17 protein-coding genes and 2 pseudogenes are annotated in these 15,641 nt (G+C 64.3%); 6 read left to right on the forward strand and 13 right to left on the reverse strand.

Annotated elements, in window-relative coordinates:
• Positions 1 to 13 precede the first annotated feature (13 nt).
• Positions 14 to 1,471 carry a benzaldehyde dehydrogenase gene (locus BLU88_RS16625; protein WP_092016427.1) on the reverse strand — a complete coding sequence of 486 codons (1,458 nt, stop codon included), beginning with the start codon at positions 1,469 to 1,471 and terminating at the stop codon, positions 14 to 16.
• 184 nt (positions 1,472 to 1,655) lie between these two features.
• Here BLU88_RS16625 and BLU88_RS16630 point away from each other — a divergent pair, with 184 nt between their 5' ends.
• Entirely contained in the window at positions 1,656 to 2,426 is a 771-nt protein-coding gene (locus tag BLU88_RS16630) for an IclR family transcriptional regulator (RefSeq protein WP_092016430.1), read from the forward strand.
• Position 2,427: 1 nt separating this feature from the next.
• On the opposite strand, the gene BLU88_RS16635 is transcribed toward BLU88_RS16630, so the two are convergent.
• From BLU88_RS16635 to yczE, 3 genes and pseudogenes are all read right to left on the reverse strand, one after another.
• Entirely contained in the window at positions 2,428 to 2,694 is a 267-nt protein-coding gene (locus tag BLU88_RS16635; RefSeq protein WP_092016433.1) for a DUF2277 domain-containing protein, read from the reverse strand.
• Between the two features lie 119 nt (positions 2,695 to 2,813).
• Positions 2,814 to 3,836: pseudogene (locus BLU88_RS16640) on the reverse strand (IS481 family transposase).
• A gap of 247 nt (positions 3,837 to 4,083) precedes the next feature.
• Positions 4,084 to 4,770 (reverse strand): membrane protein YczE, encoded by a 687-nt coding sequence (gene yczE, locus BLU88_RS16645; RefSeq protein ID WP_092016435.1) that lies wholly within the window; start codon positions 4,768 to 4,770, stop codon positions 4,084 to 4,086.
• 60 nt (positions 4,771 to 4,830) lie between these two features.
• Between yczE and BLU88_RS16650 the strand changes: the two genes are divergently transcribed.
• On the forward strand, positions 4,831 to 6,201 hold the full coding sequence (locus BLU88_RS16650) for an aminotransferase-like domain-containing protein (protein WP_167356911.1): 1,371 nt from the start codon (positions 4,831 to 4,833) through the stop codon (positions 6,199 to 6,201).
• 59 nt (positions 6,202 to 6,260) lie between these two features.
• Here the strand turns inward: BLU88_RS16650 and BLU88_RS16655 are convergent, their stop codons facing one another.
• Entirely contained in the window at positions 6,261 to 6,839 is a 579-nt protein-coding gene (locus BLU88_RS16655; RefSeq protein ID WP_092016441.1) for a dihydrofolate reductase family protein, read from the reverse strand.
• Between the two features lie 200 nt (positions 6,840 to 7,039).
• On the opposite strand from BLU88_RS16655, the pseudogene BLU88_RS16660 reads away from it, so the two are divergent.
• Positions 7,040 to 7,797: pseudogene (locus BLU88_RS16660) on the forward strand (SDR family NAD(P)-dependent oxidoreductase).
• A 36-nt stretch (positions 7,798 to 7,833) separates the two neighbouring features.
• On the opposite strand, the gene BLU88_RS16665 reads toward BLU88_RS16660, so the two are convergent.
• Both BLU88_RS16665 and BLU88_RS18980 read right to left on the reverse strand, forming a co-directional pair.
• Positions 7,834 to 9,342, reverse strand: coding sequence for a multicopper oxidase family protein (locus BLU88_RS16665; protein WP_092016444.1), 1,509 nt, complete (start codon positions 9,340 to 9,342; stop codon positions 7,834 to 7,836).
• Positions 9,339 to 9,470, reverse strand: a complete 132-nt coding sequence (locus BLU88_RS18980) for a hypothetical protein (RefSeq protein WP_269457648.1) — start codon at positions 9,468 to 9,470, stop codon at positions 9,339 to 9,341. The genes BLU88_RS16665 and BLU88_RS18980 overlap by 4 nt, the downstream gene beginning before the upstream one ends.
• 269 nt (positions 9,471 to 9,739) lie before the next feature.
• On the opposite strand from BLU88_RS18980, the gene BLU88_RS16670 reads away from it, so the two are divergent.
• The 3 genes from BLU88_RS16670 to BLU88_RS16680 all read left to right on the forward strand — a co-directional run bounded on the left by BLU88_RS16670 (position 9,740) and on the right by BLU88_RS16680 (position 11,578).
• Entirely contained in the window at positions 9,740 to 10,426 is a 687-nt protein-coding gene (locus BLU88_RS16670; RefSeq protein WP_092016448.1) for a sensor histidine kinase, read from the forward strand.
• A 99-nt stretch (positions 10,427 to 10,525) separates the two neighbouring features.
• Complete coding sequence (locus BLU88_RS16675; protein WP_092016451.1) at positions 10,526 to 11,206, forward strand: response regulator; 681 nt, start codon at positions 10,526 to 10,528, stop codon at positions 11,204 to 11,206.
• 120 nt (positions 11,207 to 11,326) lie between these two features.
• A complete protein-coding gene (locus tag BLU88_RS16680) occupies positions 11,327 to 11,578 on the forward strand; it encodes a hypothetical protein (protein WP_092016453.1) in 252 nt (83 codons plus the stop codon).
• Here the strand turns inward: BLU88_RS16680 and BLU88_RS16685 are convergent.
• The 6 genes from BLU88_RS16685 to BLU88_RS16710 all read right to left on the reverse strand — a co-directional run bounded on the left by BLU88_RS16685 (position 11,563) and on the right by BLU88_RS16710 (position 15,627).
• On the reverse strand, positions 11,563 to 11,766 hold the full coding sequence (locus tag BLU88_RS16685) for a VOC family protein (RefSeq protein ID WP_092016456.1): 204 nt from the start codon (positions 11,764 to 11,766) through the stop codon (positions 11,563 to 11,565). The two genes, BLU88_RS16680 and BLU88_RS16685, sit on opposite strands and share 16 nt — an antisense overlap.
• Positions 11,767 to 11,770: 4 nt before the next feature.
• The gene (locus BLU88_RS16690; protein WP_092016458.1) at positions 11,771 to 12,304 is read right to left on the reverse strand and encodes an O-acetyl-ADP-ribose deacetylase; all 534 of its coding nucleotides are present in this window, start codon (positions 12,302 to 12,304) and stop codon (positions 11,771 to 11,773) included.
• 91 nt (positions 12,305 to 12,395) lie between these two features.
• Positions 12,396 to 12,620 carry a sulfurtransferase TusA family protein gene (locus tag BLU88_RS16695; protein ID WP_039207979.1) on the reverse strand — a complete coding sequence of 75 codons (225 nt, stop codon included), beginning with the start codon at positions 12,618 to 12,620 and terminating at the stop codon, positions 12,396 to 12,398.
• The gene (locus BLU88_RS16700) at positions 12,617 to 13,672 is read right to left on the reverse strand and encodes a YeeE/YedE family protein (protein ID WP_092016463.1); all 1,056 of its coding nucleotides are present in this window, start codon (positions 13,670 to 13,672) and stop codon (positions 12,617 to 12,619) included. The genes BLU88_RS16695 and BLU88_RS16700 overlap by 4 nt, the downstream gene beginning before the upstream one ends.
• Positions 13,673 to 13,762: 90 nt before the next feature.
• The gene (locus BLU88_RS16705) at positions 13,763 to 14,311 is read right to left on the reverse strand and encodes a hypothetical protein (RefSeq protein WP_092016466.1); all 549 of its coding nucleotides are present in this window, start codon (positions 14,309 to 14,311) and stop codon (positions 13,763 to 13,765) included.
• Positions 14,308 to 15,627: a signal peptidase I gene (locus BLU88_RS16710; protein ID WP_231939478.1), complete on the reverse strand. Its 1,320-nt coding sequence runs from the start codon at positions 15,625 to 15,627 to the stop codon at positions 14,308 to 14,310. Before BLU88_RS16710 ends, BLU88_RS16705 begins: the two co-directional genes overlap by 4 nt.
• Between the last annotated feature and the right edge of the window lie 14 nt (positions 15,628 to 15,641).

Consider the following 15,641-nt stretch of genomic DNA (forward strand, 5'->3'; position numbering starts at 1 on the left):
GGTGTCGTGCAGGTCAGAACGGGTAGGGCGCGATGGTCGAGCGCATCGTCACCCATTGCGTTTCGGTGAACGCTTCGATATTGGCCTCGGCTCCACCGAAACGGGATCCGTTGCCGGAGTCCTTCATTCCGCCGAAGGGGACGTTGGCTTCATCGGAGACGGTCTGTTCGTTGATGTGGATCTTGCCGGTGTCGACGAGGTCGGCCAGGTCCATGGCCATCCCGACATCGCCGAGGATACCCAGGGAGAGTCCGTATTCGCTGGCGTTGACCATCTCGGCGGCTTCTTCGAGGGTGGAGAAGCGAGCCACTGGGGCGACGGGTCCGAAGATCTCCTGTGCCCATGCGGGGTTCGATGGGCTCAGATCGGTGAGCACCGTGGGTGGGACGAAGGCACCTTCGCCCGGTCCGCCAGCGACGAGCGTCCCACCGTCGGCGGTGGCTTTGTCGAGGATGTCTCGGACGTGGGTGCGCTGCTTCTCGTCGATGATCGGTCCGATCGCAACCTCCTCGGTGGCGGGGTTGCCCACCGGCAGATTGCGGGCGCGTTCGGCCAGCTGTGAGACGTAGTCGTCGTAGATGGATTCGTGGACGAGGTGGCGGCCTGTGGTCATGCAGATCTGGCCTTGGTGCATCCACGATCCGAAGGCTCCCGCCGAGGTGGCCGGACCGACCTCGGCACCGGGCAGGACGACGAGCGCATTGTTTCCACCGAGTTCCAGGTGGCAGCGCTTGAGGAGGCGACCGGCGGCCTCGCCGACCTTGCGTCCGGCCGCGGTGGAGCCGGTGAAGGAGATGACGGAGACCTCAGGTGCGGCGACGACGGCTTCACCGGCGTCGAGTCCGCCGGGCAGGACCTGGAGCAGGCCTTCGGGCAGACCCGCCTCGGCGAAGACCTTCGCGATCGCCACGCCCGCGCACACGGCGGTGCGCGGATCCGGCTTGAGAAGGACGGCATTGCCCAGCGCCAGGGCCGGAGCAACGGAGCGCATGGCGAGGATGAGCGGGAAGTTGAACGGGGCGATGACGGAGACGACTCCGGCGGGCACCCGACGGGCGAAGGACCAGCGGGGCTCGTTCGAGGTGAGCACCTGCCCCTTGGGGTGGCTGGGCAGGGAGGAGGATTCGAAGCAGATGGCCTCGGCGGAGGAGATCTCGAGCGCAGCTTTGGGCGGAATGGAGCCGGCTTCGCGGATGATCCATCCGGCGAGCTCATCGGCGTGCTCGGCCCACAGTGCGCCGGCACGGCGCAGCACGGCGGCCCGTTCGGCGGGGGTGGTCTTCGCCCATTCCTTCTGTGCTGCGGCGGCACGCGCGGCGGCGGCGGTGACGTCGTCGGCACTGGCGGAGCCGAGGCGGCCGAGGGTCTCACCCGTGGCCGGTTCGATGACGTCGTAGGTCTCGCCGGAGCCTGCGATCCACGTGCCTGTGAAGATCTTCTCGTGCCAGTCGGTTCCCAGGAATTCGGTCATTGTCTGTCCTCACTGCTTTGTCGGGGCGGGTCGTGTCTGTGGTTCCGTGCAACGAGCCGATCTGTGGGCACAGCCGACGAAGGACTGTGGTGCACCTCTCGCCAGAGTAGTGATGCGCGCCACCCGAATCCACAACGATCCCATTCATTGAGAATTTCATCTGAGGGCCGCTAGAATCCGAGGCATGGCGAACTCCCCTTCCGGCGACTCGATGATCGATCGGCTCGTGCGCGTTCTCGCGTCGTTCGACCCGGATCATCAGAGCCTGAGCACCGACGAGATCGCCGAGCGTGCCGCGCTGCCGAAGTCGACGGCCTACCGACTCATCGGAGAGATGATGCGTCACGACCTGCTCCAGCGCGATCCCACTGGCCGCATCAGGATCGGAGTCGGAATGTGGGAGCTGTCCAATCGCGCCTCGGACGCCGTCGATCTGGCGTCAGTCGCAAGGCCGCACATGATGGGCGTGCATGAGTTCGTCGGTGAGAACACACAGCTGGGCATCCTGCGGGAACGCGAGGTGCTCATCATCGAGCGCATGTCGGCGCCCAATGCAGTCGTCCACCGCTCGAAGACTGCCGGTCGACTGCCGGCACATGCGTCTTCGTGCGGGCTCGTGCTGCTGGCGTATGCACCCAAACATGTGCGCGAGGCGTATCTGCGCGGGCCCCTGTCCGCGATCACGGAGAAGACGACGACGGATCCAGCCGCTCTGCGCACGATGTTCACCTCGATCCGCTCTCACCATTTCGCGGAGCTCTCCGGCCATATCGATGAGGGCACGACGGGAATCACGGTTCCCGTCTTCGACGCCGGCGGGGCGGCGATCGCCGGACTCGGGGTCGTCATCGATTCGGAGCACCGGAAAGGCGTGCCCGCGATCATGCGGGTCCTGCGGACCGCCTCGGCGAGGATCACGCAGGATCTTGCGGCCGATCGTCGCTTCGCCGACTGAGTCAGCCGACGCGGGCTGCGAATCTGGCTCGTCGCTTCTCGGCCTCGATTTCACGGTTCTTCGGCGGCGCATTCGTCACGAGCGCATCGAGGAGGTGCTGAGTGGTGTGTGCGATCTCCTCGACCGCGGCGTCGAAGGCCTCCGCATTGGCCTGCGAGGGCTTCGTCGTGCCGGCGATCTTGCGCACGTACTGCAGGGCGGCGGCGTGAACTTCGTCGGGGGTGGCGGCGGGTTCGAAATTATGGAGGGTCCTGATGTTTCTGCACATGCCAAAACGGTACTCCTCGGCACTGTCACAGAACAGATCTTGCGCCGAGCAGCCGGTGCCCCTCAGGAGATCGACGAAGAGGCTCTGCGCATCCTCTGGGACCTCAGTCGGCAGGAGGGCTAGATGTATGAGGTCTGAACGTTGTTGACGTTTTGTGGTGTCGCGGATGCGGGCGGCTTACCGTCGTGAGCTCCGTGGGGTCGGTGGTAGTTGTAGTGTAGGTTCCAGGTCTCGAGCGCTTTCTCTCGCTGGTGTTCTGAGCTCCAGGTCCTGACGTAAAGGAACTCTTCGGCGAGGATGCGGTTGTAGCGTTCGACTTTCCCGTTGTGCTTGGGCGTATACGGCTTGGTTCGCCGGTGCTCGGCACCGTTCAGAACGGCGGCGAATGCAGTGGAGCGATAGCAGGCACCGTTATCGGTGATGATCCGCTCGATCTTCACAATCCCGTGCTTGGCGAACCATTCGCGGGCGCGGTCCAAAAACGCGACAGCAGTTGCGGCCTGCTCGTTGTCGAGAGACTCGGTATACGCCAAGCGGGTGTGTCCGTCGATCGCGGAGTGAAGGTATGCGTACCCGGCTCGCGCGCCGCGGGTCTTTGCGCGAGCGGCGGCTCTGGCCTCGGGACTGTTCTTGCCGTGCACGCGCCAGCCGCCGCCGTCGGGAATGCGCCCGACTTTCTTCACGTCCAAATGGATCATGTGTCCGGGGTGCTTGGCGGTGATCGTCTTGACTTCCCGGTTGTTCTCACCGTTTGGGTCGATGAACCGACGACGGTTCAGACCGAGTTGGGCCAAGTGGCGCGTGATCGTGCGGCGGCTGATCACAACCCCGTCGGCGTCTAACTCGAATGCGATGCGCGATGCCGGCCACTTGTGCTTGCGCCGCAGCCGCTCGATTCGGGCGACGATTTCGCCGGGCATCGCGGACGGTTGCCGGAGCGGCGCGGAAGAGCGGTCGTGCAGCCCGTTCTCTCCGAACTATTTGTAACGGTTGACCCACTTCGAGGCGGTCGCGCGGGAGATCCCCATTTCAGCGGCCACGTGACCGATCGGTCGGGAACGGCAACGGTCGACGACACGGATTCGCCCTTCGACGGTGAGAGGCGCGTTCCGATGACATACCTGTGAACGACGGCCGATCATGCCCCGCACCTTTTGCGAGACCGCCACCAAGCCGATGGCACAGGCAGAAAGCCAACAGAGATTGGGATCCATGGAGCGACAATCGTCATGTGGATGCACTCGGAGAGCCCTCTGACGCTGCCTACAAAGAGTTCCGCTTTGTGTGTCACTCCGGTAGCGAGGCAGGCAAGATCCGCATTCAATGATGGAGCGAGGGCCCTGCACGTGTACTCTGTAGGACTTCGCCAGACGACGTGGTGTGACTTAGTCATTCAGACTCCTTCGTCCGAGGGGCGGCTTTAGCGGACCAGTTAATTGCGACGATTGTGCGTGGCAGGAACAGACTAAGAAGCGGCCCCATGCACAGTGCGATGAGAACTGTTCCGATTCCGAGGGTCCCACCGAGCAGCCAACCGGTGATCGCCACAATGATCTCGATGCAGGTCCTCACACGCTGCACGGGCTGTCGGGTGACTCGAGTCAGTCCTGTCATGATGCCGTCGCGGGGACCGGCCCCAAGCTGAGCTCCCAAATACAGAGCGTCGAAGAAGGCGAACATCACCATTCCGACAGCGAAATACACCACCTTCTCGATCCAACCTTCCGCTGGGGGAAGAAACAGGGCTGTCCAGTCGGCAGCAAGACCCACGAGGCACACGTTGAGTATGGTTCCTAGTCCGGGCATTTCCTTAAGTGGAATCCACGCAATGAGCACAACGACCGCGATAAGGTTGGTTGTCCATCCGAAGCTCAGCCCTGTTTGATGAGCAATACCTTCTGTCAAGACGTTCCAACTCGCTGCGCCCAGTCCTGATTGCACGAGGGCCATAACCGCGGCTCCATAACCGATCAGACCGAGGAGAAGTTGCGGCACTCGGCGGCTCAATCTGCCAGATCGTAGCTGGTCGATAGCATTGAGATTAAGTAGTTTCGCTGGGGAGTGATGCTTTGCCATGTCTCAACACTGAGTCACTCTGGCATCAAATTCGATAGCCAGATGAGGCACACTGGACCCATGAGCCTATCTGCACGTACCCTGGCGACGATCATCGGTGATTGGCGCACGACCGCCGAGCCGGCACACCGACTCTTAACGACGGCTGTGCGATTGGCAGTGCTCGACGGCCGCGTCGTCATTGGGCAGCAGCTTCCCAGCGAACGGTCCCTGGCCCTGGAATTGGGAGTTAGCAGGACCACGGTGACCACCGCGTATCGACAGCTCGGCGCGCAGGGATTCATCTCCACATCGCAGCGGCATCGGGCAACGGCAAGCCTACCTCCAAGCGGACGTACGTCTCCGCGCGGATCGGTCGCAGGTGAAGTGCTCGACCTGACATCGGCCTCGCCGCTGGCCCCCGGGAGACTCCTCCAAGAGGCCTACGCGGCGGCCATGAACCAGCTTCCAAGGTATCTCGCCCAGACCGGATACGACCGGACCGGGATCCTCGAACTACGCGACGCCGTCGCTCGATGGTTCAGCTCCCGTGGGCTGGCGACCGCTCCAGACCAGATTCTTATCACCCATGGTGCTCAGCATGCTCTCTCCCTCGTCGCGCACGTGTTACTGCGACCACGAGCTACCGTTGCCGTCGAGCACCCAACATATCCGAACGCACTCGAACTATTCCGCCTTCTCGGCTGCAGAATGACCGCTGTGCCGCCAGCGCGCAGCCTCGGTGATGTCGATGCGTGGAAGCCAGCTCTGGAAGCCGCCGATCTCGTCTATCTCACCCCCGACTTCCATAACCCCTCCGGCGTGAGTATCCCGGCTGAAGTCCGACCAGCGCTGAGGTCCCGGAAAGTGATGGTCATTGATGAGACCATGGTGGCTCTCGGACTCGATGGCCGCTGCCTTCCAGATAGCCCGCCATTGGCCTATTTCCACCCGAGTGCGCTCACGATCGGCTCAGTGTCGAAGTGCCTGTGGGGTGGACTGCGAGTCGGCTGGTTGCGCGCACCCGAATCGCTGGTGAATAAGTTAGCTCGGTTGCGCCCGGCTACCGACCTCGGCAACTCCGTGCTTGACCAGCTTGCTGTCGCGGAAATGCTCGAGGCAGGCCGCTGCGCCGATACTGATGCGTCATGGCAACGCACGCAGCGAAGTGACCACCTCCGGAGGGCACTGCTCAACTCGCCCCTTGACATCGCATCGATTGAACGCCCGACTGGCGGATTAGCCCTGTGGGTGAAGTTCGAGAAACCTGTGGCCGCCGCCATGGCCAGTCATGCGAGTAAAGAAGGACTGGCGCTCAGCGCAGGACCGATGTTCAGCCCACACGGGGCGTTCCAGCGGCACCTGCGCATCCCCTACACATTGAACTGCAATCAACTCGACCAGGTCGCTTCACGACTGACGTCCCTGCGAGAATCCCTCGAGTACACATAGTCTGACTCTCGGAAACCGCGAGTTTCACCGGGACGCTGTTGTACTCCACGTCAACAACCTCATGGCCAGCAACAGCTAGACCTCTTGGGTCTGTACGTTCGGCCGAAGCTGCGGGCGTTCGCCGTATCGATCGTCTTGAGCACCCAGTCGACCCGCCGTCCGCCGGGGACGTCGAAGATCCGGGTTCCGTCGCCGAGGAAGACCGGGGCGACGTAGACCTGGAGTTCGTCGATGAGGTCGACCTCGAGTGCCTGCCGAGCGATATCGGCGCTGATGATCTGGATGTCACGGTCACCGGCGATCTGCTGGGCACGCTCGACCGCCTCGGCGATGGTGCAGTTCATCGCGGTCACCGAGGTGTCTCCCGCCAATTCCTCGGGACGATGAGTGAGGATGAACTCTGCTCCCGACCACGCACCGCCGTAGGGCTCGGACGTCATCTCATCTCGTTCATCGGCCTGCGCCTTGGCCGCGTCGTAACCGCGGCGGCCGGAGATGATGACGGCGACCTTCGAGGCCATGTTCTCCGTGGTTCCCTCCGCATTCGGCTCGGCTGCTGCGAACCAGGACATGTCATGATCTGGCCCGGCAATGAACCCGTCGATCGAGGCGGTGAAGCCCCAGGCCACTTTTCCCATCGCTCCCCCTCGAGCTGGCGTAATCGGCTCTAGTGATTGCATATTGCAACCAGTGAACCACTGTTGCGCGGTCAGATCAATGTTCGATGTGACCGAGCAGCCCCGCAGACAGTGGAATGCTCACCGACATTTCGCCGTTGCACCTGGTGAGGGCCACATCAGCTGGGTCCCGAAGAGTTTCGAGAAAGAAGGTCATCACCATGGCAGATTTCACGGACAAGGTCGCGCTCGTCACCGGCGGCGGATCGGGGCTCGGGAGGCGATCTCCAAGGACCTCGCCTCCAAGGGCGCGAAAGTCGTCCTCACCGACATCAATCTCGAGGCAGCCGAGCGCGTCGCCGGCGAGATCACCGAGGCCGGAGGCACCGCCTCGGCGATCCGGCAGGACACGTCCTCGAAGGAGGACTCGGAGAAGGTCGTCAAGTTCGCCGTCGACACCTACGGCGGACTCAACTTCGCCGTGAACAACGCGGGCATCGGCGGCAAGCAGGCTCCCGCCGGCGAGACGGACCTCGATTCCTGGGATCAGGTCATCGACGTCAACCTCAACGGCGTGCTCTACGGCATGAGGTTCCAGATCCCGGCCATGCTCAAGGCCGGCGCGAAGGACTCCGCCATCGTCAATATGGCCTCGATCCACGGAACCGTCGCTGCGATCAACAACGGCGCCTACACGGCTGCCAAGCACGGCGTCGTCGGCATCACGAAGAATGCCGCCGCTGAATACGGCGCCGAAGGTCTGCGCATCAACGCCGTTGGTCCCGGCTACATCACGACCCCGCTGCTGGAATCGAACCTCGACGCCGAAACGCTCGAGGGGCTCAAGGCCAAGCACCCCCTCGGCCGCTTGGGCACCGCCGATGAGGTTGCCAAGGTCGTGTCATTTTTGCTCTCCGATGATGCCTCGTTCGTCACCGGCGCCTACTACCTCATCGACGGCGGCTACACCGCGGTGTGATCCTGCAATCGATGACGCACGAGCACTGCCACCGCTTCAGTGCTCGCGCCCACCCCCTTCGTGCCCGGCCGGCGCCCCGACTTCTGCCTCCTGACCTCGCCCGATGACGACGAATTGACCCATCATGCCCTCGTCTTCGTGCAGCAGCATGTGGCAGTGATACATGTACGGCATCGTCGGGTCGGTGAAGTCCTCGAACCGCATAAGCAGTCGGTAGTCGCGGTTCGGTTCGAGGTAGATCGTGTCCTTCCGTCCGCTCATCTCCACCGGCGGCGCCTCCCCGTCGACCGAGAGCACGTCGAACTGCACGTCGTGGATGTGGAAGCTGTGCGGAATCGGCTGCTTGCTGCGTACCTCCCACACTTCGGTGTCACCGACATAGGCCACCTCGTCGATGCGGTTCATGTCCATCCGCTCACCGTTGATCTCACGGTCCTCGAGTTCGAACTTACGGGTCTTGGCTGCCTCAGCCTCAACAAGGGCGTCTTCCTCGACGTGCGACGACGGCGACCACGTTGGCTCGGGTGCCGGTGTCAGGATCTCGGCCGCGCGGAATTCGAGAACGTCGAAGGAATCGTGTCCGCCCATCGTCGCCGGCACCGCCACTCCGCCGAGGTCGACCTCGGCCGAGCGCAGCCGCACCGTCTCACCGGCTGTGAAGTCGACGACCACCTCGGCGCGCTCCCCCGGCGCCAACCGGAGCCGGTCGACCTCGGCTGGTTCTTCGAGGAGTCCGCCGTCACCGGCGATGAGATCCATCGACCGATCAGGGAATTCGAAGGCGTACGTTCTCGCCGTCGATCCGTTGAGCAGGCGCATCCGCACCTTCTCCGACGTCACCTCCTGCACCCCGCCGATCGTGCCGTTGACCATGACGGTGTCGCCGAGCATCCCCGGTTCGGCCCCGTCGTGCGAAAGCTCGAGCTGCCCGTCGTCGAAGGACTTGTCCTGAACGATGAGCGGGAGGTCATCGACCCCGTACTCGTGTGGCAGCTCGGCAGACCGGGTCGCGTCGTCGTCGAGGATGACCATCCCGGCCAGCCCTTTGTACACGTGGTCCTCGGTCTTCCCGTGCGGATGCCGGTGGTACCAGAGGGTCGCGGCCGCTTGGTCGATCGTCCAATGCGGTTTCCACGTCTGACCAGGTTCGATCATCTGGTGCGGCCCGCCGTCCATCGTCGCCGGCAGATGCATCCCGTGCCAGTGCACGCTCGTCGGTTCGTCGAGGTCGTTCGTCACGTCGACGGCGACCTTCTCCCCGCGTTCGGCCCGCAGGGTGGGCCCGAGGAACTCCCCGTTGAACCCCCAAGTCTCAGTCGGCCCGTCCTGGCTGGGAAACTCCGTCGACCCTTTCTGAGCGGTGAGGTCGAAGGTGCGCACTCCGTCCTCGACCGTCGATTCCGCCAACGGCGGGATGGCCAGTTCTTTCGTGAACTCGGCCTCCGTCACCGAGGTGGTCCACACTCCGCAGGCAGCCAGCCCGAACGCAACGACCAGTGTGACCGCCGTCCCAGCTGCGATCGCCGCTGGTTTGCGCAGTCTCATCGTTCGTTCCGTCTGCCCAGAAGCTTCTGGATGCCGGCCGCAGCCAGCGCGGCAAGCGTGCCGACGCCGGCGCCCAACCCCACGCTGGGGATGAAGGCCATGAGCATGGAGGGGCCTGCGCCGGTCATTCCGGTGCTGGCGAGCAGGCTTCCGAGGGCGAGGTTGAGGACCCCTTATGCGGCACCGCAGATCGTCAGGGTGAGCACGGGCCGGGCAATGCGGGCGAAGCCGACGATGAGCGGCCAGGACAGGGGACGTTTCGAATGTGTTGTCGTATTCATCTCCTCTACTCTTCCTCTCGGCCGGATTTCCCACATCGACGCTGAGGCGTCAGCTCCTTCCGCCCCGGGTCGAGGCTCGAATCGCCTACTACGCTCTGGACCTGCCGCCGATCGGCATGGTCCTCCCCGCTGTCGGTGCCCTCTACTCAACTGCCGAGGTGCGACGCACCTCGTGGGCGGTGCTCGGTGCCACCGTGCTCATCGCTGTGTCGACGTTCTACCGGTTTGATGACCTCGACCCGCGTGCCCATCTGACCGGGTACGGCTTCGTCACCGAACTCGCCCTGGCAGCTGCGGCGATCGCCCTGGGTTCCGTGGTTCGCCTGGTCCGGGAGACCCGCACGCAGTCGGCGCGCATTGCCGCCCTCACCATGGCCGAGGAGTCCCGGGTTGCCGAGGCGCGGATGCACTCCGAACGGGTGCGCGGTGCCACCTCGGAGGCACTGCGGGAACTGCGTCGCACGGTCAAGGTGCTCCGTGAGGAGTCCGTGGGCGAGACCGACGCGGGACCCGCCTCGGCGCTGGGTTTGGCCTCGATCTCCACCGTCGTCGAAGCGGCCCGAGCCGCCGGCCTCGAGGTCACGGTCGAGACCGACGTCGACCCCGGACGGCTGCCGCGAGCCGTCGACGCGGCGGCCTTCCGGATCGTCCAGGAGTCGGTGACGAACGTGCTCCGCCATTCGGGGCGAGCGCGGCCCGTGTCTCGGCGCAGGTACGCGGCGACGAACTCGTCGTACGCATCGCCGATGACGGTCACGACGCATCCGCCGAGGCGGAGCCGGGCGCCGGCATCCGCGGGATGACGGAACGGGCGGGACTGCTCGGGGCCGTCTCGGTGCCGGACCGAGCGACGAAGGGTTCACTGTGACAGCGCACCTGCCGATCGACCTGGAGGGGAACGAATGACCGAGGCGATCCGCGTCGTCATCGTCGACGATCAGGAACTGGTCCGAGCTGGTCTGCGGCCCCTGGCTGAACGCGACGGAGACATCACGGTCGTCGCCGAGGCGGCGGACGGGAGGTCAGGGCTGTCGCATGTGCGGGAGCTGCGCCCCGACGTCGTGCTCATGGACATCCGCATGCCCGTTATGGACGGGATCGAAGCGGCGCGAGCCATCGTCGCCGATGGTGCTTTGAACGGGGTCAGAGTGCTCATGCTCACCACCTTCGACGAGGACGAGAACGTCTTCGCCGCGATCCGGGCGGGCGCCGCGGGGTACCTGCTCAAGGATGTCTCCCCCGACGATCTGCGCTCAGCGATCCGCACGGTCGCCGCCGGAGATGCCCTGCTGTCGCCGTCTGTCACCGCCGTGGTCATGCGGGCCGTCGCCGAGGGGCATTCCCCTGCCGAAGATGCCCACGCACTCGAGGGCCTGACGGAACGGGAGGTCGAGGTCCTCAGCGGAATCGGGCATGGGCTGACGAATGACGAGATCGCCGCCGAACTCGTCCTCAGCCCCGCCACGGCTCGCACCTATGTCAGCCGTCTGCTCACTCGCCTGGATGCCCGGGACCGCGCGGCGCTCATCGTGCTCGCCTATGAGACGGGGCTGGTTCGGCCCGGCGATACCGCCCCTCGCTGATCACCGGCTGCTCCCATCGAACGTCCTTCGACCACCCAGTGCACGCTCTGTTTCCAGGAGTAACCTGAACAGCACAGCCCAAAGACTTTGGACCGTGGACGACATCGAAGGTGATCGACCATGAGCACGACACAGACCTATCAGTCTCCGAAGAGCCTGCCTGTGGTCCTCGGCAAACGAGCAGCAGTCTTCCTCTTCGTCGGCGTCCTCGGATTCCTCCTCATCAAGGTCGTCGGCCCGATCCTCCAGACCGGACCCGAGTATGTCGTCGAGGCCGTCGTCTCCGGAATCCCGCTGCTCATCGCGCTCGGCTGTGCCATCGCCGCGCTGGCGATGGCGGTCGTGCGCAGGGCGCGTCACAAGGCGGCGTGAACACTGTTCTGCCCGGTTTCATCGTCGGTGAGCACCTGCACGCTGGCGCCGGCGTCAGGTGAGGTGAAGCATGCGACCCAACCGAGATCGAATTCCTCGTTACTCAACCCGAGGAAGCCCGCATAGAAGTCTCGCGCGGGGTCGAGGTCATCGACCACGATGTCCGGGATGACTCTGTTGACCTTCATGGCTTCACCACTGATCGTGGTCGAAGACCTGGCAGAACACGCTGGTCATCTGATCGCTGAAGAGGACGAACTGCACCTCGTCGATCGCTTCCCAGCGCCCGCGCGATCGTCCGTCGACGATGACGGAATGAGCCGCCTCGGCGACGTCCCTGGGCGACCAGCCGTAGACTCCGCCGCCGATGGCGGGGAACGCGATCGTGGTGGCTCCGACCTCCTCGGCGAGGTTGAGGCTCGATTCGAAACAGGACTCGAGCACCTCCGGGTCGGCCTCGCCCGCGTTCCGATTCGGTCCGACCGTGTGGATGACCCAGCGGGCAGGCAGGTCCCCCGCCGCGGTGGCCACTGCCTGGCCCGGCGGCAGACCGCGCGTGTGGGTGGTCTGTCTGACCTCGCGGCAGGCTTCGAGCAGCGCGGGCCCGGCTGCGCGGTGGATGGCTCCGTCGACCCCTCCGCCTCCGAGCAGGGAGGAATTTGCGGCGTTGACGATCGCATCGACGGTCACCTCGGTGATATCGCCTTCGAGAACCGTGATCTTCATGTCTCGAGTCTAGACATCGGCACTGACATTGCACATCGGTCGGCGCAGCTTTGCAGCTGCGCCGACCGATGTGGTTGGTGTCTCTCGTGGGTCAGGCCTTCTGGACGGTGATGGTCCAGCTGGCGTCGGTGACCCGGTCGAAGTGGGTGACGGGGTAGCCATTCTCGGCGGCCCACTGCGGGATCGCCTCGGTGGCCTGAGTGCAGTCGAAGTTGATGACGAGTTCGTCACCGGCTTCCAGACCGGTCATCGCATCCTTGGCTTCGACGAGCGGGAAAGGGCAGACCTGACCATCGGTTTCGAGAACTTGCTTCATACTGTCCTGCTTTCCGCCGCGGGCGCTGCGGCCTGCGACTTCTTCGGTTTGATGGAGACCTTGGCGGCGATTCCGGCGCCGACGATCATGAAGACCATCGACACCCATCCCTGGTATTCGAACTGTGCCGTCGAGACCATCGCGTTGCCGACGGTGCAGCCGCCTGCGATGGCCGCGCCGACGCCCATGCCGACTCCGCCGATGATCGACTTGATGATCGTGCCCTTGTCCGGCACGCGGACCCGGAACTCACCGGAGGCCTTGGCAGCGATGAAGGAGCCCACGAGGATGCCGATGACGAGCATGACGCCCCAGTCGATGAGCTGAGTGTCACCCGTGGTGAGGTATCCGACGAGGTTCGCCGAGGGAGTTGTGATGCCCAGCCCCGAGTTGCGGCCCGTGGCGGCAGACAGCGGCCAGGCGATCGTGGCGATGATGCCGATGACCACGGCCGTGGCGAAGGGATTCCAACGCTTCTCGGTCAGCAGGTGCGCCAGGCCGGTCTTGCGCGGGGGCAGGGTGGCCATCGGGGCCTTGAGCTTGCGTGTGTGGTGGACTGTCAGCCAGATCGCCACCGCAGAGATGACGGCGGCGAAGACCCATGGGCTCAGTCCCGTGCTCGCCTGCAGGCTGCCGTTGTCCAGGGTGATTCCCCGGATGCCCTCGGTGAAGCCGGCGAGGGGGCCGAGCTTCATGACGGCAGAGAAGAGAGCATAGAAGATGAGCGCGAACCAGCTGCCGACGAGACCTTCACCGGCCCGGTAGTAGGTGCCGGTCGCACATCCGCCGGCGTACACCATGGCGAAGCCGAAGATCAGTCCGCCGACGATCGACGCCAACCACGGGAACGGTGTCGCCTCGAGGGTGATCACTCCGAAGCTGTTGAGCAGGAACAGTCCGATAGAGTGCACAGCGATGAGTACGATGAGAGCGGAGAACCAGCGGGTGTTCCCCGTCAAGGTGAGATCGCGGAAAGCTCCGGTCACGCAGAAGCGTCCTCGCTGGAAGACGAATCCGAGGACCAGGCCGACGATGAGTCCGGTGATGATCATTGAGCTGCTTTCTGTTCACGGAAGGTTCGCGGACGAACACAACAATGGACTATTTTGCTCAACAATCATAAGCGAGTCAACCGAGGCGGGTCAGGAGGTGAGGTTGCGGCAGTTGCCGCCGATTCCACCTACGAGTCCCGCGTTGCTGGCAACGGAGGCCTTATTCGATCTCCAGCCGCTGTCGTGCTCGACGAAGAACGCCAACTCGAGTTCACTCCCGAGCCCAAGCAACCCTCCCAGAAGATTGGTGGGCACATCAGTCGTATAGGTACCGTCAGCATTGGCGACGGTGTTTCCCTGTACGCTGAACCCGGTTATCGGCGCGAGAATGGACCCCAGCCCACTTGTCGATGCTTCAACTACGACGTCACTCAACTGGTACCCCTGCGGCAGCTTCCAGTGGACTCGGACTCGGGCCCCGAGCCCGAGAATCCCCGGTATGTATTCGCATCGCTTGGTCAATGTGGGGGCAGGCACCTTCCCTGCCGCGAACGAACCAACCGACTGCTTCTCATCGTCCCACCCGGCCAGTGTGCCGTTGATCGCGGCTGGGCCGGCGACGAGCGCGAGCAGAGCGACGACCGCCGACAGCAGACGCGCTCGTCTCCACGATCGTCGCGGCGAGGCACCGCCCGTCATGACACCCTCGCCCTCCGGGTTCGCGAAACGATCGCAGAACCAGTGACGACGAGTATGAATGCTGCGACTAGAAACCACTGCCAGCCGTCGACGCCGGTCCATGGCAGCTCTCCGGAACCGCCGCCATCGGCAGCGCCTTCGACAGTGCCATCGGAATCAGAGTCAGAATCGCCTGGCACACCCGGATCCCCAGGATCTCCGGGCCCTGTCGAGACTTTGTCGCCGAAGCCCTCGGCGATGACACGCACCCCAGCGGTGGTACCGGCAACTGCACGAGCATCAGCGTCGACAGCGAGGGTCGCCGTCACTTCGACCCGGCGCGAGTCGTCGCTGTCCATGTCCAACAGCGTGAGCCCACCGTTGTCCGCGTGCTCCAATTCACTGAGCAGCACTTCCCGCGTCAGCAGTTCTGACCCTTCTGGGCACGGAACCTCGGCTTCGGTCATCGCGCATTCCCGTACGTCGATCGACAGCGAGTCTGCCAAGGCATCCGCCCCTGCCCCTGCCCCTGCCCCGATCGAAACCGTCACGGTTCCCGGCTCCGGGGCATCAGCCCAGACGTCAACGGTCCATGTGGCCGAGGCCCCGGGACTGAGGTGCCGCATCGTCTCGACATCCCCGAAGCCGCGCATCCTCAGAATGTCGCCCGTCTCTTCGGCTGCCGCTGCAACGGAACGGTCCGCACGAGCGGCAAGCGCATCCTCGGCGAACGATGTCCCCGGCACCGCCTGGCCTCCGACAGCGACAGCCACCGCCACGGGCAGTGCGATTGCATGCCGCGGTGACCGCGCACGGGGGCGGGCCGCCTCGGCGAGGCTGTCGTCATCGTCGTCACCACGCCGCGGCCAGAATGCCCACACAACGAGGAGACTCGCCGCGATCGTGATGCTGCCGAGCAGGAAAGGATTGCGCCACTGCTGAAGGATCGGGGCGACACCCGGGACGGAGAACATCACCTTACGCACAGTCTCGGCGGTATAGGGGTCCGGGTCCTTCTCTTCGTTCGCGTCGCCCTTCATCTCGAACCTCACGGCACCCGTCGATTCGTCGGCGGAGAGGATCTCGGTGACGCGGTGGGTCACGGGCAGGACCTTCTCGCCGCGATCGACGGTGACGATGTCGCCGACCTGCATATCCTCGGCAGGGATCTCACGCACGAGGGAGGCTGACCCTGCCGAAATCGTCGGACTCATCGACCCGGTCTTGAACATGATGATCGACACGTTGAACACGAAACCGAGGATGACGAGCACGATGCAGACCACACCGAGGACAGCGAGGATGTTGAGCACGGCCCCGCCCAGCCACGCGCTCACGTTCACTCTGCGCA

It is taken from the genome of Brevibacterium siliguriense (assembly GCF_900105315.1).
Classification (GTDB): Bacteria; Actinomycetota; Actinomycetes; order Actinomycetales; family Brevibacteriaceae; genus Brevibacterium; species Brevibacterium siliguriense.